A 21,904-nucleotide genomic window follows, 5' to 3' on the forward strand; every position below is an offset into this window, starting at 1 on the left:
GCGGAAGTGGGGAGGCTCAGCCGGGCGGCCGACAGGTGAGGTGTGCCGCGTCCCGGGGTGCCGCATGCCACACATGCGGCATTGCGCGGACGTACCACACGAGTGCTTGATCCATTGGAATGAGCCGGTCGACGGCGGTTCCCCTGTCAAGATCCCCATCGGGGTACCGGCACGCGACCGTGTTCGCCAACGAGGAGCTGGCCGCCCTACGCCACCCCCGGGCAGTCCGGGTCGGGTTACTGTGGCCTGTCGCTCAACCGTCCCCTTGAGTGTTTGGAGCCTGCCGTGCCCTCCCTCGCCACTCTCCTCGAAGAGCACCCGATCGTCGCGAGCGTCAAGGACGATGCCGGGTTGAAGGCGGTGCTGGAATCCGATTGCAAGGTGGCCTTCCTGCTGTACGGGTCGATTCTCGACCTGCCGGAGATCGTCGCCTCCCTCAAGGCGGCGGGGAAGATCGTGCTGGTCAACGTGGACCTGCTGGAGGGTTTCGGCGGCAAGGAGATCGTGGTGCGCTATGTGAAGGAGCGCACTGAGGCGGACGGCATCCTCAGCTCCAAGGCGTTCATGGTGCGTGCCGCCCGTGAGCTGGGACTCTACGCCGTGCACCGGTTCTTCCTGATCGACTCGTTGTCGTACCGGAACCTGGCGAAGCAGGTCGCGATGTCGAAGGCCGACAGTGTGGAGATCCTGCCGGGCTGCATGCCGCGGGTGATCGGCTGGGTGGTCGCGGACATCGACGTGCCACTGATCGCGGGCGGCCTGGTCTGCGACCGCGACGACGTGATCGCCGCTCTGGGCGCGGGTGCGGCGGCCATCGCCTCGTCGAATCAGGACGTCTGGAAGATGTGACGACGGCGCGGCCGGGCGACCGGAGCCCGCGCCGGTCGCCCGCGTCGGGCTCCGACTGGTGCGGCCCGCCGCCGAACCGGGATACGCGCCGGCCACCGTGGTCAGCGCGGTGCTCGCGGACGTCGAGGGCGGCTGGCGCCGGTCGCCGGCGAGCTCGGCGGTGATCGCCGTGGTCTGCGTGGCGCTGTGCGGGGGCGTTCCGGAGTCGCGCGCTGGCTGCTCAGCCGCGACCGCCGGGCGGAGGCGGAGGCACTGATCACCCGCTACGGCATCGAGATCGACATCGTCGCCGAGGCCTATGGGGCGCCTTTCGTGCTGTGGATCGGAGCCGGAGTTCTCGCGCTGGGCGGGCACGTCTCGCATTTCCTGGCCCCTGAGACCAGGGACCTGGATCTCGCCGTCGCGGCCCGCGCTTCACGGAGAATGTGACGGCGGACACAGCTGAAGGCATTGACTGTGGCGACGCTCGGAACGTAACTTTGGCGGCGCTCGACCAAAAACTTCATATTGGCTGCCACCTCGCGTGGCGGCAGTTACTAGAGACGAGAGAACAGTAACTCCCTTTCAACAGGGTGTTTGCTGTTCTCTTTTTTTGGGTCCGCAGCTTTCGATTTGTCCGAAATCACCACAAGGGAGTGGTCCATGACGGAGGGAACCAGCCGGTCACGGCGGTGGGTCGCCTTTCTGATCCTGTCGATGACCGGCGGCATCATCTACCAGGTGGCGTACATCCGGTTCGTCTTCCTGGGCCCAACGGCGAAGGCGCTGGAGCTTTCGGCCCAGGACTACGGAAACATCGTCTCCGTGTTCGGTGTCGTGGCGATGGTGATGTACTTCTTCGGCGGCTGGTTCGCCGACAAATTCTCCCCGCGGCTGCTGATCACCATCGCATTGGCGGGCACCGGAATCGCCGACATCTATCTGGCCGCGGCGCCAGGGTATTTCGGCACTCTTCTCGTCCACATCGCCTTCGCAATCCTCGGAATGGGCCTGTACTGGCCTGCTCTGGTGAAGGCGATCGGCATGCTGGGTGACGCCTCCGAGCAGGGCCGGCTCTTCGGTTTCCTGGAAGGCGTGCGCGGTCTCACCTCGACGCTCGTGGGCCTGGTGGGAACCGCGATCGTCGCCATGGCCGTCGTCCCTGCCCACGGCGTCCTGTGGTTGATCCGGATCTACGGCATCCTCTGCTTCGTGCTCGCCGCGGCCGTCTGGTTCTGCGTGAAGGAGGACAGGGAGAAGCTGGCCGCGCTCGGCTCCTCCACCGTCACCCTGCGCCAGCTGCTGCATGCGGCGAAGAACAAGTACACCTGGCTGATCGGCCTCACCGTCATGCTGATGTACTGCTTCTACACCACGCTCGGCTACTTCTCGCCGCTGCTGGAGTACCAGTACGGCCTGGCCGCCGGGTTGATCGGTGTCATCGGCGTCGTGCGCACCTATGTCTTCCAGTTCGTCGCCGGCCCGACCGGCGGAGTCCTGGTCGACAAGGTCACCAAGTCCTCGCCGAAGTTCCTGCGCTGGATGTTCGCCGGCTGTGCGGTGATCGCCGCCGCCTTCCTGCTGATGCCGCGTACCAGCGCGTTGGCGTGGGTCGCCCTGACCCTGATGTTCGTGTTGTGCCTGTTCGTCTTCGCCGCCCGCGGCGTCTACTGGGCGACGGTCGGCGAGGTGGAGATTCCCGAGAACGAGCGCGGCGGCGTGATCGGCCTCGCTTCCGGGCTGGCCTATCTCCCCGACGCCTTCCTCCCGGCGCTGGCCGCCTGGTGGATCGGCGACCCGACCGCGAAGCCCGCAGTCCCCGAACACGGCGGCGGCTACACCACCATGTTCGCCGTCCTGTTCGCCGCCGCCGTCCTCGGCCTGGTCGTCACGACGGTCACCCAGCGGGTCCGCGCCCGCGAACTGGCGGCCCGCACCGCCGCCCCCGAACCGCAGCTCGCTGCCGGCTGACCCCCACCCCGACACCCTTCCCGGAGACGTACTCATGGACATCACCGAGTTCAACCGCGACTTCTTCTCCCTGGACGGCAAGAACGCCATCGTCACCGGCGGCAACACCGGCCTCGGCCAGGCGTTCTCGCTGGCCCTGGCCAAGGCCGGCGCCAACGTGTTCGTGCCCAGTGTGACGCCGGACGACGGCACGACCGCGAAGCTGATCGAGGCCGAGGGCCGCAGGATGGAGTTCCTCCAGGCCGATCTCACCAAGCCGGGCGTCCCCGCCCAGATCGCCCAGGGCTGCGTGGATGCCTTCGGCTCGCTCGACATCGTCGTGAACTCCGCCGGCATCTCCAACCTCGCCTCTGTCGAGGAGTTCGGCCGCGCGGAGTGGGACCCGATGATCAACGTCAACCTGACCGCGCCGTTCGAGCTGAGCCATGAGGCGATCAAGTTCATGATCCCGCAGCGCTCCGGCAAGATCATCAACATCGCCTCGATGTTCTCCTTCCTCGGCGGCCAGTGGTCCCCGGCCTACGCCGCCACCAAGCACGGCATCGCCGGTTTCACCAAGGCGTACTGCGACGAGCTCGCGCAGTACAACATCCAGGTCAACGCGATCGCCCCGGGCTACTTCGCCACGAAGATCACCGAGGAGACCCGCGCCAACCCCGAGGCCAACCAGCGCGTGCTCGATCACATCCCGGCCGGCCGCTGGGGCGACGTCGCCGACCTCATGGGCGCGACCGTGTTCCTTGCCTCCCGCGCGGCCGACTACGTCAACGGGCACGTCCTGGCCGTCGACGGCGGCTACCTGGTCCGCTGACCCAGGCCTCCTCACTTCCACCACAACCAGCCCCCACCTGCCCCGAAGAAGCAAGAGGAAGATTCACCATGGCACCGTCCGTCTCCAAGCTGGACCGAGGGAACATCGTCGCCGGGCTCGTCGGCCTGGTCGGCGCCGGGAAGGTCGTCACCGACGAGGAGCAGCTGCGCGAGGCGAGCGTGGACCGCTTCAAGAAGTTCACCTCCGTCCACGGCATCTTCGACGGCCCCTTCCCCAGCGCCATCGTGAAGGCGGGGAACACCGCCGACGTCGCTGCCGTCCTGAAGTTCGCGAACGAGAACCGGATCAACGTGGTGGCCCGCACCGGCCGTACCGGCACCGAGGGCGGTCTGGAGACCGCCGTCGAGGACACCATCGTCCTCGACGGCTCGGGCATCGACGAGATCATCAAGATCGACGCCGAGAACATGCAGGTGACCGTCGGCTGCGGCGTTCCGTTGCAGAAGCTCGAGGACATCCTGCGCGGGCAGGGCCTGACCACCGGCCACTCACCGCAGTCCAAGCCGCTGGCCCAGTACGGCGGTCTGGTCTCCACCCGCTCCATCGGGCAGCTGTCCACTCTCTACGGCGCCATCGAGGACATGGTCGTCGGCCTGGAGGCGGTCTTCCCCGACGGCACCGTCTCGCGGGTCAAGAACGTCCCGCGCCGCGCCGCCGGTCCGGACATCCGGCACATCGTCATCGGCAACGAGGGCGCCCTGTGCTACATCACCGAAGTCACCATCAAGGTCTTCAGGTACCAGCCGGAGAACAACGAGTACCACGGCTTCCTCGTCGACGACCTGGCCACTGGTGTATCCGTCATCCGCGAGGTGGTCACCAACGGCTTCCGTCCCTCCGTCGTGCGCGTCTACTCGCCCGAGGACGCCCGCCAGCACTTCTCCCACTTCTACGAGGGCAAGTGCGTGGTCGTCTTCGTCGCCGAGGGCCCGAAGGGTCTGGTCAAGGCGACCAGCGAGGAGATCGTGCGGGTCGCGGACCAGCACAAGCACATCAAGGTCGACTCCGAACTGATCTCCACCTGGTTCGCCAACCTCAACTGGGGCCAGGACAAGATCGACGCGGAGAAGCAGACCATGCTCCGCGAGAACGAGCTGGGCTACACCACCGAGGTCTCGGTCGACTGGTCGCACACCGTCGAGCTCTACGACAACGTCATGGGCCGGATTCGCCACGAGTACCCGCACACCGGCGACCTGACCATGCTCGGCGCGCACTCCTCGCACTCCTACCAGACCGGCACGAACCTCTACTTCGTCTACGACTACAAGATCAACTGCGAGCCGCGGGAAGAGATCGACAAGTACCACATCCCGCTCAACGCGATCATCGTCGAAGAGGCTCTCAAGGTTGGCGGCTCCATGGTCCACCACCACGGCATCGGCAAGTACCGCACCCCGTGGACCAAGGAGGAGCACGGCTCCGCGTACCACATGCTCGCCAAGCTCAAGACCGCCTTCGACCCGAACGGCATCATGAACAAGGGCACGATCTTCCCGATCGAGGACTGAGCCGCACCCCGGTGCCGGACCGCCCACAGCGCGGTCCGGCACCGGCCCGCATCGACTTTCGACCCCTCTGACTTCCCGCCCGGACGACGGCGCCCGGGCCCCGCACCCCCGGAGTGGGCATGACCCGGTACTTCATCGGCATCGACAACGGCTCGCAGTCCTCCAAGGTCAGCGTCTTCGACGAGCACGGCCACGTCGTCAGCGTGGCCCGCCGCGCCCTGCGCCCCTACGACACCCCGCGCCCCGGCGTCGTCGAGCATCCCGACGACGACCTGTGGACCTCGATCGGCGCCGCCGCCGGCGAGGCGATGGCCGCCTTCCCCGGCGACCCGGCCGACATCGTGGGCGTCGGACTGTGCACCATCCGCTTCTGCCGCGCGGTCCTGAAGGCGGACGGCACCCTCGCCCAGCCCGTCATGAGCTGGATGGACGCCCGAGTCTCCCGCCCCTACGAGCGGGAAACCCCCGACGCCGCCTACGTCACCACCTCCTCCGGGTACATCACCCACCGCATGACCGGGCAGTTCCGGGACACCGCCGCCAACTACGCCGGCATGTGGCCGCTGGACTCCGACACCTTCGACTGGAAGACCGACGACGCCGGGATCGCCGAACTCGGCCTCGACCGCTCGATGCTCTTCGACCTCGTCCAGCCCGGCGCCATCCTCGGCACCGTGACCGAGGCCGCCGCCGCCCACACCGGTATCCCCGCCGGCCTGCCCGTCGTCGCCACCGCGAACGACAAGGCCGTCGAGGCCCTCGGCTGCGGCCTGCGCTCCGACGACACCCTCCTGGTCTCCCTCGGCACCTACGTCGCCGGCATGACCACCGGCAGCCGCAACGTCACGGACAGCGCCGACTTCTGGACCAACTACGCGGCCACCCCGCACGCCTACCTCTACGAGAGCTATGGCGTACGGCGCGGTATGTGGACGGTCAGCTGGTACCGCGACCTGCTCGGCGAGGAAGCGGCCGGCCCGGCCCGCGAGGCGGGCATCAGCCCGGAGGAGTACATCAACCGGCAGGCGGCCCTCGTCCCGCCCGGCTCCGACGGCCTGATCACCGTCCTCGACTGGCTCGCCCCCACCGAGGCGCCCCACCGCAAGGGCTCCATCCTCGGCTTCGACGGCCGCCAGGGCCGCTTCCACATCTACCGCTCGATCCTCGAAGGGCTCGCGCTGACGATCGGTGAGACGGCCGGCAAGATGGCGGCCGAACTCGGCACGGACTTCAAGGAGGTCATCGTCTCCGGCGGCGGCTCCGCCTCCGACGTCATGATGCAGATCTTCGCCGACGTCTTCGGCGTCCCCGCCCGCCGCTCCGCCGTCGCCGACGCCGCCGGCCTCGGCTCAGTCATCACCGCCGCCGTCGCCACCGGTACCTACCCGGACTTCGACACCGCCATCGACGCCATGGTGCGCCCAGGTGAGACCTTCACCCCCGCCCCGGCCGAACACGCCCTCTACACGAAGCTCCAGAAGATCCACTCCGAGGCCCGCCGTCACACCGACGGCATCTATGTGGAGTCCTACGAGCTGTTCGGCTGAGCCCGGCCACCGCGGTGGGGGGATGCCTCGGGGGTGGCCCAGTCCGGCACGTCGGGGAGGCCTGGGTAACGGACCCTGCCGTCGCGGACCGGTGTTCGCGGGGTCTCCTCGACGGCCGGGCCCGCCCCCTCGGGGGGCAACGGCGTCCTCCCGGACGCGGCACCTTCGACTGCCCCCGGACCGGCGAAGCCGACCTGTGGAGTGCGTCTCCGCACACGTCGTTCCTCCGGATGCGGACACGCACCGCGTCTGCCACCTCGGCGCCTGGCGCGGGCCGCGCGGGAGTGTTGCGTCGGTCGAGGCTCCCCGAGAACAACGACCGCCGGGAATGCGGTGCGGGGCGACGGCGTTAAGGGGATTGTCTGACATGTTTGAGTCAATTGACTCGGTGGTGGAAGGAGCACCTCATGCCACGGAGCACCACACGACCTGTCGTCACGCTGAAGTCGACGGCCGGTACCGGCGTCACCTACGTGACGCGCAAGAACCGTCTCAACGACCCTGACCGGCTGGTTCTGCGCAAGTACGACCCGATCGCCGACGAGCACGTCCTCTTCCGCGAAGAGCGATGACCCCTCGCCTTCGCCGGCCCGCGGCGAAGGCCACCGACCAACGACACCGCAAGAGACCCGTACCCACCCCGTCTCCGGCCCGGTCGTCTTCCGCGACCGCACCTCAGGTGTCCAGTTTTCCCCCGCCCTGCGTATCCGGTTCCGGGCGCTTGATCTCGTCGACGAGCCACCCGACCCGGACAGCCTCGCGTGTCGTGGACAACGCGGGTCGCGTGGAGCACTGCGAGTGGTGGCACTGCCGCGTCGTTCCGCCGCTGACCGCGGACCCAGTTCGATTCTGAAGAAGGAGACCACGATGAAGGTGCGCAAGTCGCTGCGCTCATTGAAGGACAAGCCCGGTGCGCAGGTGGTGCGTCGACGGGGCGCGACGTTCGTCATCAACAAGAAGGACCCGCGCTTCAAGGCCCGCCAGGGCTGACGGGCAGCATGGCCCTAGTCGCCCCGGCACCGTGTGCGTGGTGCCGGGCGCGGGCCCCGTGGTACGTCACCAAGACGGTCCCGGCGATCCGTACATCCCGCAGGCGCAGCCGCGGCAGATGTCCCGACTCGGCCGGTGGTGGCGCGAGCAGCAGTGCGCGGACGACCGAGGCCCGGACCTCGCCGGCGTCCGCGTACCACTCCCCCTGCGGAAAGCGGCCCACATCGCCTGCTCACGCGCGCTCCACCCACCCGCCGTGAGACTGCCCGACACGTCAACTCCCCTTCCGGAAGCGGAGATCCGGTGCATCGCTACCCCAGGCCGGCGAAGCACAACCGGATGACCGCCGGGCGTGATCTTCGGGCAGGCCCTGCCCGGCGCACTCGCCCAGGCCCGACGCCCGGGCGGCACCGCTCGTCCGGTGGCTAGCGGGTGGCCTGGAACGTACGCCGGTACGCCAGCGGTGAGACGCCGATCGCGGCGTGCAGATGCTGGCGCAGCGAGGTGCCGGTCGCGAAGCCGACCTCGCCGGCGATCTGGTCCACCGACAGGTCGCTGGACTCCAGCAGATGGCGGGCCCGGAAGACCCGCTGCTGGATGAGCCAGCGGCCGGGGCTCATGCCCACCTCGTCGTTGAAGCGGCGGGCGAAGGTGCGCAGGCTCATCCGGGCGTGGCCTGCCAGGTCGGTCAGGGTCAGCGGGTCGCCGAGGTGGGCCAGGGCCCACGCGCGCGTGGCGGCTGTGCTCGTCGCCGTGGGTTCCGGCACGGGCTGCTCGATGTACTGGGCCTGGCCGCCGTCACGCAGGGGCGGGACGACACAGCGCCGGGCCACCTTGTTCGCCAGCTCGCTGCCGTGGTCCTTGCGCACGATGTGCAGACAGGCGTCGACCCCGGACGCGGCGCCGGCCGAGGTGAGGACCGTGTCGTCGTCGACGAACAGCACGTCGGCGTCGAGGGGAACGTGCGGGTACATGCTCCGGAACAGGTCGGCCAGCCGCCAGTGTGTCGTCGCCCGGTGACCTTCCAGCAGACCCGCCGCCGCCAGGACGAAGGCGCCCGTGCAGATGGAGAGGATGCGGGCGTCGGGCCGGATGAGCGCGAGCGCCGCCCTGACCTCGTCGGGGAGCTCCGCGGTGACGCTCCACGGGTCGATGGGCGCGATCACCACGGTGTCCGCCGTGCGCAGCGCCTCGGGACCGTGGTCCACGGTGACCGAGAAGTCGGCGTTGGTCCGGACGGGGCGTCCGTCGGCGGTGCAGGTCACCACCTCGTACCGGCCGTCCGCCGCGCCGAAGATCCTGCTGGGGATGCCCAGTTCGAAGGGATAGACGCCGTCCAGCGCCAGGACCACGACTCGCTCCACATGCCGCATGGCACGATCCTATCGAAGGTTGGCAATCGTGCCATGTTCGTGCCGGGCGAACCCCGGCAGGCTGGACGACCATGAACACTGTGAACACGATGCGAGCCATCAGTCAGGACGTCCTCGGCGGTCCCGAGGTCCTCAGGGAAGTGGAGGTGGAGCGGCCGACGCCGCGCGCCAACGAGGTGCTGGTCCGGGTGCGCGCCGCCGGAGTCAATCCGACCGACTGGAAGCACCGCGCCGGCGGCGGCTTCCTGGGCGAGCCGCCCTTCGTCCTCGGCTGGGACGTCTCCGGCGTCGTCGAGGCGACGGGGATCGGCGTCGCCCGCTTCAAGCCGGGTGACGAGGTCTTCGGCATGCTGTCCTACCCGTACGGTCACGGCTCGCACGCCGAGTACGTCACCGCCCCGGCCCGCGCCTTCGCGCACAAGCCGTCCGTGATCGACCACATCCAGGCGGGCGCTCTGCCGCTGGTCTCCCTGACCGCGTACCAGGCCCTGGTCGAGACGGCGGACATCCAGCCGGGGCAGCGGGTACTGATCCACGCGGCGGCCGGCGGGGTCGGGCACGTGGCCGTGCAGATCGCCAAGGCGCGGGGCGCGTATGTGATCGGTACGGCAAGCGCGGGCAAGCACGACTTCCTGCGCCAACTCGGCGTGGACGAGACGATCGACTACCGGGCGACCGACTTCGTCGAGGCCGTCCAGGACGTCGACGTCGTCCTGGACACGCTCGGTGGCGACAACAGCCTGCGCTCACTGCGTGTACTGCGCCCGGGCGGGGTCGTGGTGTCGATCCTGCCGGTGGGGTCGGACGACTTCTACGAGGAGGCCGAGCGGCTCGGCGTACGGGCGGTCAGGATGCTCGTCGACGCCTCCCACAGCGGGATGAAGGCGATCGCGGAGCTCGTGGAGGCGGGCAAGCTGCGCGCCACGATCGCCGGGACGTTCCCGTCGGCCGATGCCGCCAAGGCGCATGAGCTCGGCGAGACCGGCCGGACCGCGGGGAAGCTGGTCCTGGTGATGGACTGACCTCGCGGCCTGTGACGCCACGCCTCGTCCGGGGCTCCGGTCTCGCGCGCCCGCTGCCGCCGTCGGCTCGCCGGACGAGGCGCAGAGTCGCAGAGTCGCAGAGTCGCCCGGAAGCTACTTCCGGATCTTGGTGACCTGCCCTGCCCCGACCGTCCTGCCGCCCTCACGGATGGCGAACTTCAGCCCTTCCTCCATGGCGATGGGCTGGATCAACTGCACCTGCATGGTGGTGTTGTCGCCCGGCATGACCATCTCCGTGCCCTTGGGCAGCGTCACGACGCCGGTCACGTCCGTCGTACGGAAGTAGAACTGCGGCCGGTAGTTGTCGAAGAACGGCGTGTGCCGGCCGCCCTCGTCCTTGGACAGGATGTACGCGCGCGCGTCGAACTCCGTGTGCGGGGTCACCGAGCCCGGCTTGATGACGACCTGCCCGCGCTCCACGTCCTCGCGCTTCACGCCCCGCAGCAGCAGTCCGACGTTCTCTCCCGCCCGGCCCTCGTCGAGGAGTTTGCGGAACATCTCGATGCCGGTGACGGTGGTCTTCGTCTTCTGCTCGTGAATGCCGATGATCTCGACCTCGTTGTGGACCTTCAGCACACCGCGCTCGATGCGCCCGGTGACGACCGTGCCGCGGCCGGTGATGGTGAACACGTCCTCGATGGGCATCAGGAACGGCCGGTCGACATCGCGTACCGGCTCGGGCACGAACTGGTCGATGGCCGCGAGGAGTTCCAGGATGGAGGCACTCCACGTCGGGTCGCCTTCGAGGGCCTTGAGCGCGGAGACCCGGACGACCGGGACGTCGTCGCCCGGGAACTCGTACTCGATGAGCAGCTCGCGCACTTCGAGCTCGACGAGTTCCAGGATCTCCTCGTCGTCCACCATGTCGGTCTTGTTGAGGGCGACGACGATGTACGGGACGCCGACCTGCCGGGCCAGCAGGACGTGTTCCTTGGTCTGCGGCATCGGGCCGTCGGTCGCCGCGACGACCAGGATGGCGCCGTCCATCTGCGCCGCGCCCGTGATCATGTTCTTGATGTAGTCCGCGTGTCCCGGGCAGTCGACGTGCGCGTAGTGCCGGTTCTCCGTCTGGTACTCGACGTGCGCGATCGAGATCGTGATGCCGCGCTGGCGTTCCTCGGGAGCCTTGTCGATCTGGTCGAAGGGCGTGTAGGGGTTCAGGTCGGGGAACTGGTCGTGCAACACCTTGGTCATGGCCGCCGTGAGCGTCGTCTTACCGTGGTCGATGTGACCGATGGTGCCGATGTTGACGTGCGGCTTGGTCCGCTCGAATTTCGCCTTCGCCACTGCAAGCCCTCCTGATCACCTGGGTGACGCCGAGCGTTGCTTCACTGCTTCCTGACCGGGCGAATCGCCGCGCTCGTGGCCGGGCGAACGGACAGGAAGTTCCTGTCCTTCCTGTCTATTCGCTCTCAGGCGCGTCGAACAGGGCGCTGACGGACTCGCCGTTGTGAATGCGCCGCACGGCCTCGGCGAGCGCCGGGGCGATGGACAGGACGCGCAGCTTCTCCGTGTGCTTCTCGATCGGGACCGGCACCGTGTTCGTGCACACGATCTCCAGGACGTCGGGCTGGTCGCTGAGCCGCTTGAGGGCGCCCGCGGCAAACAGCCCGTGCGTGCAGGCCACCCGGATGGACCGCGGCCCGAGTTCCCGCAGCCGCTCCAGGAGTTCGAGGACCGTGCTGCCCTTGGCGATCTCGTCGTCCAGCACGATGACGTCCCGCCCGGTGACGTCACCGATGACCGAACTGATGCTGACCCGGTCGTCGGCGAACCGCTGCTTGGCACCGGCGGCCACCTGGGCGCCGATCAGCCGGGCGAAGGCCGCCGCCTCCTTGGCGTTGCCGAGGTCCGGCGACACCACCGTCGTACGCGACAGGTCGTAGCCGCGGAAGTGCGCGGCGAGCTCCCGCAGGGCGTGCAGATGGTCGACCGGGACCGAGAAGAAGCCGTGCACCTGCGGCGAGTGCAGCGTCATCGCGAGGACGCGGCTCGCCCCGGCCGCCACCATCAGGTCCGCCACGAGCCGTCCGCCCATGGAGATCCGCGGCATGTCCTTCTTGTCCGAGCGGGCGTACGAGTAGTGCGGCATGACCACGGTGATGCGCCCGGCGGAGGCTCCGCGCGCCGCGTCGCACATCATCAGCAGCTCGACGAGATGCTCCTGCACAGGCGTGACCAGCGGCTGTACCAGGAAGACATCGCGCTCGCGGCAGTTGGCCTGGAGCTGGACCTCCAGGCAGTCGTTGGCGAACCGGCTGACGCGGGTGGGGCTGAGGGGCACACCGAGATGCGCGCAGACCTCGGCCGCCAGCTCAGGATGGGCACTACCGCTGAACACGGCGATGTCACGCACGACCGCTCCTCGCTTGAGCAAACCGGGCTCAGTCGCCGGTTGGCAAGATCGGCCCGGGGGGCGTGCTTCATGGTACTGGGACACGGTCCGCGCGGCGCTGCTCGCCTGGCCGCACGGCCGGGAGGGCCGGGAAGCCGACGGGCGTAGGGCGACCCGCGGTTCGCCGCCCCGGATGCGGTATTCCGAGCGGACGCGATGCGTCATCGTCGTACGGCGAACTGCGGTCGGTCCAAGAGACGATCAGCACCACGTGCGTCCAACATGGCGTTCTGGAAGGGGATTTGGGGGCACTCGCCTCAGTGAAGGGAGGACTGTCGACATGACGACGTCCATCAAGCAGACGCCCCCCTCGACGCCCGCCAAGCGGCGGATGCCCGGCTGGGCGAAGGTGGTCACCGCGGTCGCGCTGGTGCTCGTGGTGCTGTTCGCCGGTCTGCGGCTGAGCGTGCTGCCGGGGCTGCGCGATCTGTTCGGCACGGAGACGCACGACCGGTCGGGGCCCACGCTCCTGAAGTCCATCCAGGACCTGAGCCGTTACGACGCCGCCTCGGGCAACTTCCAGGTGGTCGTGGATCTGGAGAAGGACGCCAAGTACCTGCCGGACGCGCTCCGCGGCACCCGCACCCTGTACGTGGGGGCGGGCACTGTCGACGCGTATGTCGACCTCGGCCGGCTCGACAAGAACGACGTGACGGTCAACGACGACCGTACGTCCGCCACGCTCCGGCTCCCCCACGCGGCGCTGGGCAAGCCCGCCCTCGACGCCGACCACTCGTATGCCGTGTCGAAACAGCGCGGTCTCCTTGACCGGCTCGGCGATCTCTTCTCCGACAACCCCAACAGCGAGCGCGCCGTGCAGAAGCTCGCGGTGAAGCACATCGGTGAGGCGGCGAAGGACAGCCGCCTGACCGCGCGCGCCGAGACGAACACCACCAGCATGCTGGAAGGCCTTCTGCGCTCCCTGGGCTTCAAGGAGGTGACGGTCACCTACGGCACCTGACCCGTCGAGCTCACGTCACCGTGCGGGCCATGCCGCCGTCGTCCTACTCGGCATCGGCGCCATCCATTGGGGTAACCGCCCTTATTCAGAGGGCAGTTGGAAACCGGGAGGATCGCATGGCCCGTACGGCGCCACGCACGCGTGCCGCGAAATCCGGTCGCCGGACAGCGGCGGCGAAGTCAGCGGGCCCGAAACCGGCACCGAAGTCCGGTCGCCGGGCCTCGGCGCCACCCGGTGGGCGCGGAGCGCTCCCGCTCGCCGTGCGACTGATGGCCATGGCGCTGGCCTTCGCGGCCATGGTGGCGTTCGCGGCCGCGCTGGCCCGGCTGACGCTGGAGCCGTCCCCGGCGTCAGAGGCGCTGACCCACAGCAACCTGCGCCCCGGCCGCTCACTGCGCGCCTATCTCGACCAGCCGGAACTGCGCGACGCCGTCAAGCAGATCGGCGGAAACCTGCTGCTCGGTATTCCCTTCGGGGTGTTGTTGCCCGTGCTGGTGCCAAGGGCCCTGGGAATCCTGCGCGTTGCGGCGCTGACCGCGGCGGTCATGCTCCTGGTCGAGCTCATCCAGGGGGCGCTCATCACCGGGCGCGCCTTCGACATCGACGACGTCATCCTCAACACGGCCGGGGCACTGGTGGGTTATCTGCTGCTGGGGCGGCGGCTCGGCCGGGCGGTACACCCCAAGAAGCGCCGTAGCTCCTGACAGGCACTCAGTAACCGTCTGTCAAGTATGGGTCTGGTCAAGTAATGGTCTGGACCAAGCTCTTGACACCCCCTTAGCTCACTCCTTGAATCAAGAGGCGAAGCATCACCCCCACTCAGTTACCCCCCACTCAGTCGGCGCACCCGTCCCCCGGGTCGCCGTACGGAAGGGAGAGTCATGGACTCCCCGCGCCTGCTCCGAAGATGCCTCTTCGCCGCGCTGTCCGCCGTGCTCGTCGCGTCCGCCGCCCTCACTCCCGCGTACGCGGGCCCCGAGGAGGCCGCTGCCGCCGCCGTGACGTTCCAGGACACCTTCGACGGCCCGGCAGGTTCGGCCGTCGACTCGTCCAAGTGGCAGATCGAGACCGGCGACAACGTCAACAACCACGAGCGGCAGTACTACACGTCCGGAAACAAGAACGCGGCCCTGGACGGCCAGGGCCATCTGGTCATCACCGCACGCAAGGAGAATCCGGCCAACTACCAGTGCTGGTACGGAACGTGCCAGTACACCTCGGCCCGGCTGAACACCGCGGGCAAGTTCACCACCACATACGGCCGTGTCGAGGCCCGGATGAAGATTCCGCGCGGCCAGGGCATGTGGCCCGCGTTCTGGATGCTCGGCAACGACATCGGACAGGTCGGCTGGCCGAACTCCGGCGAGATCGACATCATGGAGAACGTCGGCTTCGAGCCGTCGACCGTGCACGGCACGCTCCATGGTCCCGGGTACTCCGGCTCGGGCGGCATCGGCGCCGGATACTCCCTGCCGAACGGCCAGGCCTTCGCGGACGCCTTCCACACGTTCGCGGTCGACTGGGCGCCCGGCTCGATCACCTGGTCGGTGGACGGCACGGTCTACCAGCGGCGTACGCCCGCCGATCTGGGCGGCAACCCATGGGTGTTCGACAAGCCGTTCTTCCTCATTCTCAACCTCGCGGTCGGCGGCTACTGGCCGGGCGACCCCGACGGCTCCACCGTCTTCCCGCAGCAACTCGTCGTGGACGAGGTGAAGGTGACGACGAGTGACAGCCCGGGCGGCTCGGGCGTTCCGATCACGGGCCTCGCGGGCAAGTGCGTGGACGTGGCCGGGGCGAACTCCGCCAACGGCACTCCCGTACAGCTCTACGACTGCAACGGAACCGCCGCCCAGAAGTGGACGGTGGCCTCGGACGGCACCCTCCGCGCGCTGGGCAAGTGCCTGGACGTCACGAACAACGGCACGGCGGACGGTTCGACCGTCCAGCTGTGGGACTGCACCGGCGGTCCGAACCAGAAGTGGACGGTCACCGCGGCCCGCGACATCGTGAATCCGCAGGCCAACAAGTGTCTGGACGTCACGGGCAACAACTCGGCCACCGGCACACGACTGCAGATCTGGTCGTGCACCGGTGGAGCCAACCAGAAGTGGACGGTGGGCTGAGGTCCTGCCGGTTCATGACCGTCCGCCCGCGGTGCTCGCCGCGGGCGGACGCAACCGGTCGGCCGGTGTCAGGAATGGACTCGGCCGATGCCGGTCGGAACGGTTCGGAATCGGTCCGCTTCAGCCGGTGTCAGCCGGTCAGCAGCTCACTGGCTGGTGTCGGCCGGTCAGCAGCTCATGGTCCAGGTGTGCGAGTCGCCGCGGTCGTTGGCGACGCCGTTGTAGCCGACCTCCTCACCGGGGGTGAGGCAGATCGTCATGTCGCCGCCCTGCCAGGCGTCCTCGTAGACCTGGACGTGGTCCTTGACGCCCGGTCCCGAGATGCCGTGGTTGGCCCAAGAGGAGTCGGTGTCGGCGATCCAGCTCTCCCACCAGCCGTCGTCCCCCGACCAATTGGCGCGCTGACCGTCGAAGTTGGTGTTCTCCCATACGCAGAAGTCGCCGCTGGGACAGTCCGCCGCGCCGGACGGCGTGGCGAGGGCCAGGCCGCCCCCGAGGGCGAGGAGGGCCGCGGCGGCGAAGGTGGCGAGGCGCTTGGTGATCACGAGGTGGTACTGCCTTTCTCTCGGGTTACCGGAACGGTCCGCTCGGCGTACAGGGCCGCCGCGCGGTGCAGTGCGCGAGTGCGCAGCTGCTGGTAGGTGGTCAGTTGGGCGCGCCGGTCGGCGCGGACCTCGGCCAGCAGCGCCGGCTCCAATCGGGCGCGCAGCCCGGCCAGGCCGCTCCGGTGCGCGCAGCGCGCGGAGACGGCGGGGTCGGGGCGCTCGGGCCGGGGGCCGTGCGCCGGGGTGGTGCACTGGGCCCAACGGGCGGTCGCGGCACGGTAGTCGGGGTCGCGTTTCATGCGCTGCTGGGCCTCGGCCCGCAGGTTGTTCACGACGACCCGGGTGCGGAACCAGCGGCCCTGCTCCCCGTACAGCTCGCGTTGCGCGGTGGCCAGGCAGCCGTCGGTGTGGGCGGTGACGGTGTAACCGGTGGCGAGGGTGACGGAGAGCTCGGGGCGGCCGCTGCCGAACAGGGCGGCCTGGAGCCGCTGGTCGTCCTCCGCCGAGGCCTTCCGCTCGTCGAGGGGGGGGCCGTTGGTCCGAGGGCGAGGCCCGCTGGCCCGAGGCCGCGTGCCCCTGGTCCGAGGCCGCGTGCCCCTGGTCCGAGGCCGCGTGCCCCTGGTCCGACGCGGGCCGCAGGGTCAGGCCCTGGCGGGCGAGACACCGGTCGACGAGCACCTGCTGGGCGGTGTCGATGAGGTCGTCCTTGCCGCGCTCGGTGGTGGGCAGCGCCAAGGCTCCCCGTGCACCCGTCGCGTCCGTGGTCGTGCCGCATCCGGTCAGCGCCAGCGCTCCCAGCAGCGCCAGCGCGGTGGCGCACAGCGCGCGTAACAGTCGCACGCGTCAGCCGACCTCGCAGCCCATCGTCGTATCGGCGACGCCGTCGAGCCGGGCGCCCCAGGGCCAGTTGTCGGCCAGATCGTGCGTGCGAATCAGCCGGTGGTGACAAGTGTCACGGCCCCATTCGATGGCGTACACCGCGGTGTCGGCATTGGTGCGGAAGGAAGCGGCCTTGTCCTGGAGGAAGTCGGGCACATCCGTATAGCCGGGTGGTGTGTAGCACCAGGACGAGCCGTGCTGTCCGGCGGCCGTCCAGAAGCACACGTCCCCGGCGAGCGGCGCGCCAACGGCGGTGGCGGGGGCGGGGGCGGCCCCCGGCAAGGCGGCGGCGAGGGCAGCTGCGGGCACGGCGAAGCCACGGAACACGACGACTCCCGTCGGGAAGAGAGGACGCCGGGCGGTGATGATCACCCGGCGAGATCAGCGTGCCCTCGCGGGAGCGGACCCATGCGCGGTTCCCACCGATTGATGATCTTTGCCGGGGTGCGGGGGCATTCGTCCCCCACGCAGCTCACAACGGCGCGAAACCCGCAGGTCCGCGCGCTCCCCGAGCTGCTGCAGTGCGGCCGCGGGTCAGCGCAGTGTCCAGGTGAGTTTGTCGCCGCCCACCCAGCGGACCACTTCCGGGTCGTCGAGGTCGTGGACCGTGATGCCGTAGGCCGCGGCGGTCTCCAGGACGTCGGTGAGCGCTTTGGCCTCACCGACCACCTCGCCGTCGATCTCCATGATCCGGAACGGCGGCGTGCCCGGCTGTACCCCGAGCACCATGATCCGCGGGTGGGAGATGTGGGGGCTCGCGATTTCGGTCATGAATAGAGCGTAGAGCGGTTCGCCCGGGTCAGCGGCTGAGAGCCATCGCGCCGCGGAAGCGTCCAGCCGCCGTGCGCGCCGGCGGCGGCTGGGCAACGCTGGAGGAACGGCCTGGCAACGCTGGAAGGAGGGGGCAGGAGGTGCCGATGGACCCCGTCGAGGCCCTGGACCGGATCGCGTTCCTGCTGGAGCGGGCCCAGGCCCCCACCTACCGCGTACGTGCCTTCCGCACCGCGCAGGCCGTCCTGACCGCGTTGCCCGCCGACGAGGTGGCGGAGCGTGCCGCCGGCGGATCGCTGGAGTCGCTCAAGGGCATCGGGCCGAAGACGGCGCAGGTCGTGCGCGAGGCGCTGGCCGGTGAGGTGCCCGGCTATCTGGACAAGCTGGAGCGGGAGGCCGGGGCGCCGGCTTCCGGTGCGGGTGAGGGGTTGCGGGCGCTGCTGCGCGGCGACTGCCATCTGCACTCCGACTGGTCGGACGGCGGCAGCCCGATCGAGGACATGGGCCGGACCGCGGCGTGGATCGGGCACGAGTGGGCGGTGCTCACGGACCACTCACCGCGGCTGACCGTGGCGCGCGGTCTGTCGCCCGAGCGGCTGCGGGAGCAGCTGGACGTGGTGGCGGAGCTGAACGCGACCTGGGCGCCGTTCCGGCTGCTCACGGGCATCGAGTGCGACATCCTCGAGGACGGTTCGCTCGACCAGGAGCCGGAGCTGCTGGAGCGGCTCGACGTCGTGGTGGTGTCCGTGCACTCCAAGCTGCGGATGGACGCCCGCCCGATGACCCGCCGCATGGTCGCCGCCATACGCGATCCGCACTCCGACATCCTCGGGCACTGCACCGGACGGCTGCTCGTCGGGCGGGACGGGGGTGCCGCGCGGCCGGAGTCGCGGTTCGACGCGGACGCGGTCTTCGCCGCGTGCGCCGAGACCGGCACGGCCGTGGAGATCAACAGCCGTCCCGAGCGGCTCGACCCGCCGCGGCCGCTGCTGCGCCGGGCTGTCGAGGCGGGTGTCCTCCTCTCGATCGACACCGACGCGCACGCACCCGGTCAGCTGGACTGGCAGATCAACGGCTGCGCCCGGGCGGAGGAGTGCGGGGTGCCCGCCGAGCGGGTGGTCACCACCTGGCCCGTCGACGACCTGCTGACCTGGGCCCGGGAGCGCCGGCTGCCGCAGTGATCCAGATCACCGTGGGCGCCGGAACACACATGGACAGTTGCCCGTTGAACAATCCGTGGGTGCGGATGGGACAGTGTCCCCGGGCCTCACCTTTTGCCCACAGGGACGATCGTCCGGCTGAAGCCCTGTGGAGCGTTTCGCCGAGAGGCGACCGCCATCCGTGCCCACCACAGGCGGCCCCGACCGAGATTCCCCCGTCCGGTCGGGGTCTTTTCTTTGCCCGCGGGTCTTTCCCGGAAGTTCTTTCCCGCGGGTCTTTCCCGGGAGCCGGACGGCGACGTCCGTTTGACATCGAGTTCTCTCCAACTCGTAGCGTGCGGCACATGAGCACTGCACAGCACAAGATCGGCTCGGGTTTCGGTGCCCGGAGCACCGCCGACGACGTCCTCGAGGGCATCGACCTCTCCGGAAAGCTCGCGATCGTCACGGGCGGTTACTCGGGCCTCGGCCTGGAGGCGACCCGCTCGCTCACCAAGGCGGGCGCCCATGTCATCGTCCCCGCGCGGCGCCCGGCCGCCGCCCGGGAGGCGCTGGAGGGCATCGACGGGGTCGAGGTGGACGAGCTCGACCTCGGCGACCTGGAGAGCGTGCGCGCCTTCGCCGACCGGTTCCTCGCCTCGGACCGCGTCATCGACATCGTCATCAACAATGCGGGAATCATGGCCTGCCCGGAGACGCGGGTCGGCCCCGGCTGGGAGGCGCAGTTCGCGACCAACCACCTCGGTCACTACGCCCTCGTGAACCGGCTCTGGCCTGCGATCGAGCCCGGCGGGGCGCGCGTCGTCTCCGTGTCGTCCCGCGCTCACCTCCTGTCCGGCATGCGCTGGGACGACGTGCACTGGACGAACGGCTACGACAAGTGGCAGGCGTACGGCCAGGCCAAGACGGCGAACGTCCTGTTCGCCGTACACCTCGACCGGCTCGGCCGGGAATCCGGCGTACGGGCGTTCGCCCTGCACCCCGGTGGCATCCTCACGCCGCTCCAGCGCCATCTCCCGACGGAGGAGATGGTCGAGCGCGGCTGGATCGACGAGAACGGCAACCCGCTGGACCCCGAGGCCTTCAAGACGCCGGAGCAGGGCGCGGCCACCGAGGTGTGGGCCGCGACCTCGCCGCAGCTGGCCGGTATGGGCGGGGTGTACTGCGAGGACTGCGAGATCGCCGAGCCCGCTCCGGCGGACGGCACCAGGGTCGGCGTGGCCGACTACGCGATCGACTCCGAGCAGGCCGCGCGGCTGTGGGAGCTGTCGGCGGAGCTGACCGGGGTGAACGCGTTCGAATGAACCTCGAGCGTGCTGTCGGGCCGGAGGCGCTGAAAATCAGCCCCTCCGGCGTTTGAGGAGCGGGGTCTGGGGCGCTGCATCCATCAGCGGCTCCGCCGCGGGCCCAGGTACGGGACGGGTAGGGGCGGAGGGGGCGAAGCAAACCCGAGCAGCAGGCCGATGACGGCGAGAACCAGCGGATCCCCCGCCAGGGATCAGCGCGGCGCCCGCTCCCCCAGCGCCGTGCGCCAAGCCGGTGACGGCCCCTCGCCCGCCGGTTCGGCCCGGCGCCCGCCGCGGGCGAAGAAGTCGGCGAGAGGGAGGATCGCGGCGCCGACCGTGACCGCGTCCGGGCCGAGTTCGCCGAGGTCGATGGAGACGCGCTCGGCGGGGTAGCGCAGGGCGTACGAGGTCGCGTACCGGCGCACGGCGGGCAGAAAGCGGATGCCGAGCTGGAGGCCCGCCCAGCCGCCGATGAGGATGCGCTCGGGCTGGAAGAGGTTGATCAGGTCGGACAGGCCCGCGCCCACATACTCGGCGGCCTCCTCCAGGACGGCGAGCGCCACGGGGTCGGGCTCGGCGTCCCCGGCGGGGTAGGCGGCGGCGAGCATCGCGGTGAGCGCGGTCTCCTCGTCGGTGCCCTCCGGGGGGCGCCCGCCCTCCTCGCGCCAGCGGTCGAGGAGCGCCTCGGCGCCCGCGTACGCCTCCAGACAGCCCAGGGCGCCGCAGCGGCAGCGGCGCCCCCTGACCCGTACGGTCAGATGGCCCCACTCCACGGACCGGCCGTTCTCCACGTCCTCCGTGACGAGGCAGGCGCCGACGCCGGAGCCGAAGAGGACGACGACCGCGTTGCGGGCGCCGCGTCCGGAGCCGAACCACATCTCGGCCTGGCCGAGGGTCCGGGCGCCGTTGTCCGCGAAGTACGGGACGGAGTCGGGGAGTTCGCAGGCCGAGCGGAGCAGGGATTCGAGCGGGACAGCGTCCCAGCCGATCGTCTGGCCGTGCACGACCGCGCCCAGCTCGGGGGTGCGGGCCACGATGCCGGGGACGCCGATGCCGACGCCGAGGAGCTGTTCTGGGGCGATCTCCGCCTCGGCGAGGACGTCCGCGATGCCGTCACGGATGTGGCCGACGATGAGGTCGACGTCGTAATCCTGGCGCTTCGGCGCGTCCTCGGCCTCGTATCCCTGGCCCTTCGACGGCTGATCGGCCTCGTATCCCTGGCGCTCCGACGATCCCTGACGCTCCGACTGCTGGCCGGCCTCGTACCCCTGGGGCGGCTCCAACGGCCGTTCGGTTCGGGCGAGTTCGGTGAGGGTCAGATCGAACAGCTCGACGCGGACGCGGGTTTCGCCGACGTCGACGCCGATCATGTGGCCGCTGCCGGGCACGACGCGCAGCAGGGTGCGCGGGCGGCCGCCGTCGGAGTCGACGCTGCCCGCCTCCTCGACCAGTCCGTCGGCGACGAGTTCGGCGACCACGTTGCTGACGGAACCGGAACTCAGTCCGGTGGCCGGGCCCAGCTCGTAACGGCTCATCGGCCCGTCGAAATACAACCGTTGCAGTACGGCGGTGCGATTGCCCCGCCGCAGGTCACGCACCGTCCGCCCGTTCCACCCCGCCATGTGCATCCCTTCCGGCCCGCCCGACCTGCAAGATACCGCTGCGCGATCCCTTGACGCGACTTTC

Annotated in this window: 22 protein-coding genes; 14 read left to right on the top strand and 8 right to left on the bottom strand. The window is 69.6% G+C overall.

What is annotated here, in order from left to right:
- Nucleotides 1-285 precede the first annotated feature (285 nt).
- From C4B68_RS03350 to ykgO, 8 genes are all read left to right on the top strand, one after another.
- Nucleotides 286-849, top strand: coding sequence for a glycerol-3-phosphate responsive antiterminator (locus C4B68_RS03350; protein WP_099501375.1), 564 nt, complete (start codon nt 286-288; stop codon nt 847-849).
- Between the two features lie 186 nt (nt 850-1,035).
- A complete protein-coding gene (locus tag C4B68_RS42905; RefSeq protein WP_240634163.1) occupies nt 1,036-1,278 on the top strand; it encodes a hypothetical protein in 243 nt (80 codons plus the stop codon).
- A gap of 213 nt (nt 1,279-1,491) precedes the next feature.
- Complete coding sequence (locus C4B68_RS03360) at nt 1,492-2,799, top strand: MFS transporter (RefSeq protein ID WP_099501376.1); 1,308 nt, start codon at nt 1,492-1,494, stop codon at nt 2,797-2,799.
- Nucleotides 2,800-2,833: 34 nt separating this feature from the next.
- On the top strand, nt 2,834-3,610 hold the full coding sequence (locus C4B68_RS03365) for an SDR family NAD(P)-dependent oxidoreductase (RefSeq protein ID WP_099501378.1): 777 nt from the start codon (nt 2,834-2,836) through the stop codon (nt 3,608-3,610).
- 68 nt (nt 3,611-3,678) lie between these two features.
- Nucleotides 3,679-5,142 (top strand): FAD-binding oxidoreductase, encoded by a 1,464-nt coding sequence (locus tag C4B68_RS03370; protein WP_099501379.1) that lies wholly within the window; start codon nt 3,679-3,681, stop codon nt 5,140-5,142.
- A gap of 119 nt (nt 5,143-5,261) precedes the next feature.
- The gene (locus tag C4B68_RS03375; RefSeq protein WP_099501381.1) at nt 5,262-6,689 is read left to right on the top strand and encodes an FGGY-family carbohydrate kinase; all 1,428 of its coding nucleotides are present in this window, start codon (nt 5,262-5,264) and stop codon (nt 6,687-6,689) included.
- Nucleotides 6,690-7,096: 407 nt separating this feature from the next.
- Complete coding sequence (gene rpmG, locus C4B68_RS03380) at nt 7,097-7,261, top strand: 50S ribosomal protein L33 (protein ID WP_099501383.1); 165 nt, start codon at nt 7,097-7,099, stop codon at nt 7,259-7,261.
- Between the two features lie 295 nt (nt 7,262-7,556).
- Nucleotides 7,557-7,679: a type B 50S ribosomal protein L36 gene (gene ykgO / locus C4B68_RS03385; protein ID WP_099501625.1), complete on the top strand. Its 123-nt coding sequence runs from the start codon at nt 7,557-7,559 to the stop codon at nt 7,677-7,679.
- Nucleotides 7,680-8,104: 425 nt separating this feature from the next.
- Here the strand turns inward: ykgO and C4B68_RS03390 are convergent, their stop codons facing one another.
- Nucleotides 8,105-9,052 (bottom strand): GlxA family transcriptional regulator, encoded by a 948-nt coding sequence (locus C4B68_RS03390; protein ID WP_099501385.1) that lies wholly within the window; start codon nt 9,050-9,052, stop codon nt 8,105-8,107.
- Nucleotides 9,053-9,123: 71 nt separating this feature from the next.
- Between C4B68_RS03390 and C4B68_RS03395 the strand changes: the two genes are divergently transcribed.
- On the top strand, nt 9,124-10,074 hold the full coding sequence (locus C4B68_RS03395) for an NADP-dependent oxidoreductase (RefSeq protein WP_099501387.1): 951 nt from the start codon (nt 9,124-9,126) through the stop codon (nt 10,072-10,074).
- 114 nt (nt 10,075-10,188) lie between these two features.
- Here C4B68_RS03395 and tuf read toward each other — a convergent pair whose 3' ends face one another.
- Both tuf and C4B68_RS03405 read right to left on the bottom strand, forming a co-directional pair.
- Nucleotides 10,189-11,382: an elongation factor Tu gene (tuf, locus tag C4B68_RS03400; RefSeq protein ID WP_099501388.1), complete on the bottom strand. Its 1,194-nt coding sequence runs from the start codon at nt 11,380-11,382 to the stop codon at nt 10,189-10,191.
- Nucleotides 11,383-11,497: 115 nt separating this feature from the next.
- Nucleotides 11,498-12,451 carry a ribose-phosphate diphosphokinase gene (locus C4B68_RS03405; protein WP_099501390.1) on the bottom strand — a complete coding sequence of 318 codons (954 nt, stop codon included), beginning with the start codon at nt 12,449-12,451 and terminating at the stop codon, nt 11,498-11,500.
- A gap of 319 nt (nt 12,452-12,770) precedes the next feature.
- On the opposite strand from C4B68_RS03405, the gene C4B68_RS03410 reads away from it, so the two are divergent.
- The 3 genes from C4B68_RS03410 (at nt 12,771) to C4B68_RS03420 (ending at nt 15,577) form a co-directional block, all read left to right on the top strand.
- Nucleotides 12,771-13,451 carry a DUF4230 domain-containing protein gene (locus C4B68_RS03410; protein WP_099501392.1) on the top strand — a complete coding sequence of 227 codons (681 nt, stop codon included), beginning with the start codon at nt 12,771-12,773 and terminating at the stop codon, nt 13,449-13,451.
- A gap of 116 nt (nt 13,452-13,567) precedes the next feature.
- Complete coding sequence (locus tag C4B68_RS03415; protein ID WP_099501394.1) at nt 13,568-14,155, top strand: VanZ family protein; 588 nt, start codon at nt 13,568-13,570, stop codon at nt 14,153-14,155.
- Nucleotides 14,156-14,332: 177 nt separating this feature from the next.
- Nucleotides 14,333-15,577 carry a ricin-type beta-trefoil lectin domain protein gene (locus tag C4B68_RS03420; RefSeq protein WP_099501396.1) on the top strand — a complete coding sequence of 415 codons (1,245 nt, stop codon included), beginning with the start codon at nt 14,333-14,335 and terminating at the stop codon, nt 15,575-15,577.
- Between the two features lie 167 nt (nt 15,578-15,744).
- On the opposite strand, the gene C4B68_RS03425 is transcribed toward C4B68_RS03420, so the two are convergent.
- From C4B68_RS03425 to C4B68_RS03440, 4 genes are all read right to left on the bottom strand, one after another.
- Nucleotides 15,745-16,122, bottom strand: coding sequence for a peptidase inhibitor family I36 protein (locus C4B68_RS03425; RefSeq protein WP_099501398.1), 378 nt, complete (start codon nt 16,120-16,122; stop codon nt 15,745-15,747).
- The gene (locus tag C4B68_RS42395; protein WP_180289233.1) at nt 16,119-16,454 is read right to left on the bottom strand and encodes a hypothetical protein; all 336 of its coding nucleotides are present in this window, start codon (nt 16,452-16,454) and stop codon (nt 16,119-16,121) included. Before C4B68_RS42395 ends, C4B68_RS03425 begins: the two co-directional genes overlap by 4 nt.
- A gap of 511 nt (nt 16,455-16,965) precedes the next feature.
- Nucleotides 16,966-17,373, bottom strand: coding sequence for a hypothetical protein (locus C4B68_RS03435; RefSeq protein ID WP_240634164.1), 408 nt, complete (start codon nt 17,371-17,373; stop codon nt 16,966-16,968).
- A gap of 162 nt (nt 17,374-17,535) precedes the next feature.
- A complete protein-coding gene (locus tag C4B68_RS03440) occupies nt 17,536-17,772 on the bottom strand; it encodes a hypothetical protein (protein ID WP_099501399.1) in 237 nt (78 codons plus the stop codon).
- 146 nt (nt 17,773-17,918) lie between these two features.
- Here C4B68_RS03440 and C4B68_RS03445 point away from each other — a divergent pair, with 146 nt between their 5' ends.
- A complete protein-coding gene (locus C4B68_RS03445; protein ID WP_099501401.1) occupies nt 17,919-18,953 on the top strand; it encodes a PHP domain-containing protein in 1,035 nt (344 codons plus the stop codon).
- A gap of 323 nt (nt 18,954-19,276) precedes the next feature.
- Complete coding sequence (locus C4B68_RS03450; protein WP_099501403.1) at nt 19,277-20,236, top strand: SDR family NAD(P)-dependent oxidoreductase; 960 nt, start codon at nt 19,277-19,279, stop codon at nt 20,234-20,236.
- Between the two features lie 194 nt (nt 20,237-20,430).
- On the opposite strand, the gene C4B68_RS03455 is transcribed toward C4B68_RS03450, so the two are convergent.
- Nucleotides 20,431-21,840: an ROK family transcriptional regulator gene (locus tag C4B68_RS03455; protein WP_240634166.1), complete on the bottom strand. Its 1,410-nt coding sequence runs from the start codon at nt 21,838-21,840 to the stop codon at nt 20,431-20,433.
- Between the last annotated feature and the right edge of the window lie 64 nt (nt 21,841-21,904).

It is taken from the genome of Streptomyces dengpaensis, from assembly GCF_002946835.1.
Lineage (GTDB): Bacteria > Actinomycetota > Actinomycetes > Streptomycetales > Streptomycetaceae > Streptomyces > Streptomyces dengpaensis.

Bases quoted from the DNA above. Each gene is read 5' to 3' on its own strand.
- C4B68_RS03370 (WP_099501379.1), top strand. From the start codon at position 3,679: ATGGCACCGTCCGTCTCCAAGCTGGACCGAGGGAACATCGTCGCCGGG.
- C4B68_RS03390 (WP_099501385.1), bottom strand. From the start codon at position 9,052: ATGCGGCATGTGGAGCGAGTCGTGGTCCTGGCGCTGGACGGCGTCTAT.
- C4B68_RS03415 (WP_099501394.1), top strand. From the start codon at position 13,568: ATGGCCCGTACGGCGCCACGCACGCGTGCCGCGAAATCCGGTCGCCGG.
- C4B68_RS03450 (WP_099501403.1), top strand. From the start codon at position 19,277: ATGAGCACTGCACAGCACAAGATCGGCTCGGGTTTCGGTGCCCGGAGC.
- C4B68_RS03455 (WP_240634166.1), bottom strand. From the start codon at position 21,840: ATGGCGGGGTGGAACGGGCGGACGGTGCGTGACCTGCGGCGGGGCAAT.
- C4B68_RS03360 (WP_099501376.1), top strand. From the start codon at position 1,492: ATGACGGAGGGAACCAGCCGGTCACGGCGGTGGGTCGCCTTTCTGATC.
- C4B68_RS03375 (WP_099501381.1), top strand. From the start codon at position 5,262: ATGACCCGGTACTTCATCGGCATCGACAACGGCTCGCAGTCCTCCAAG.
- rpmG (WP_099501383.1), top strand. From the start codon at position 7,097: ATGCCACGGAGCACCACACGACCTGTCGTCACGCTGAAGTCGACGGCC.
- C4B68_RS03445 (WP_099501401.1), top strand. From the start codon at position 17,919: ATGGACCCCGTCGAGGCCCTGGACCGGATCGCGTTCCTGCTGGAGCGG.
- C4B68_RS03420 (WP_099501396.1), top strand. From the start codon at position 14,333: ATGGACTCCCCGCGCCTGCTCCGAAGATGCCTCTTCGCCGCGCTGTCC.
- C4B68_RS03365 (WP_099501378.1), top strand. From the start codon at position 2,834: ATGGACATCACCGAGTTCAACCGCGACTTCTTCTCCCTGGACGGCAAG.
- C4B68_RS03440 (WP_099501399.1), bottom strand. From the start codon at position 17,772: ATGACCGAAATCGCGAGCCCCCACATCTCCCACCCGCGGATCATGGTG.
- C4B68_RS03395 (WP_099501387.1), top strand. From the start codon at position 9,124: ATGAACACTGTGAACACGATGCGAGCCATCAGTCAGGACGTCCTCGGC.
- C4B68_RS03410 (WP_099501392.1), top strand. From the start codon at position 12,771: ATGACGACGTCCATCAAGCAGACGCCCCCCTCGACGCCCGCCAAGCGG.
- ykgO (WP_099501625.1), top strand. From the start codon at position 7,557: ATGAAGGTGCGCAAGTCGCTGCGCTCATTGAAGGACAAGCCCGGTGCG.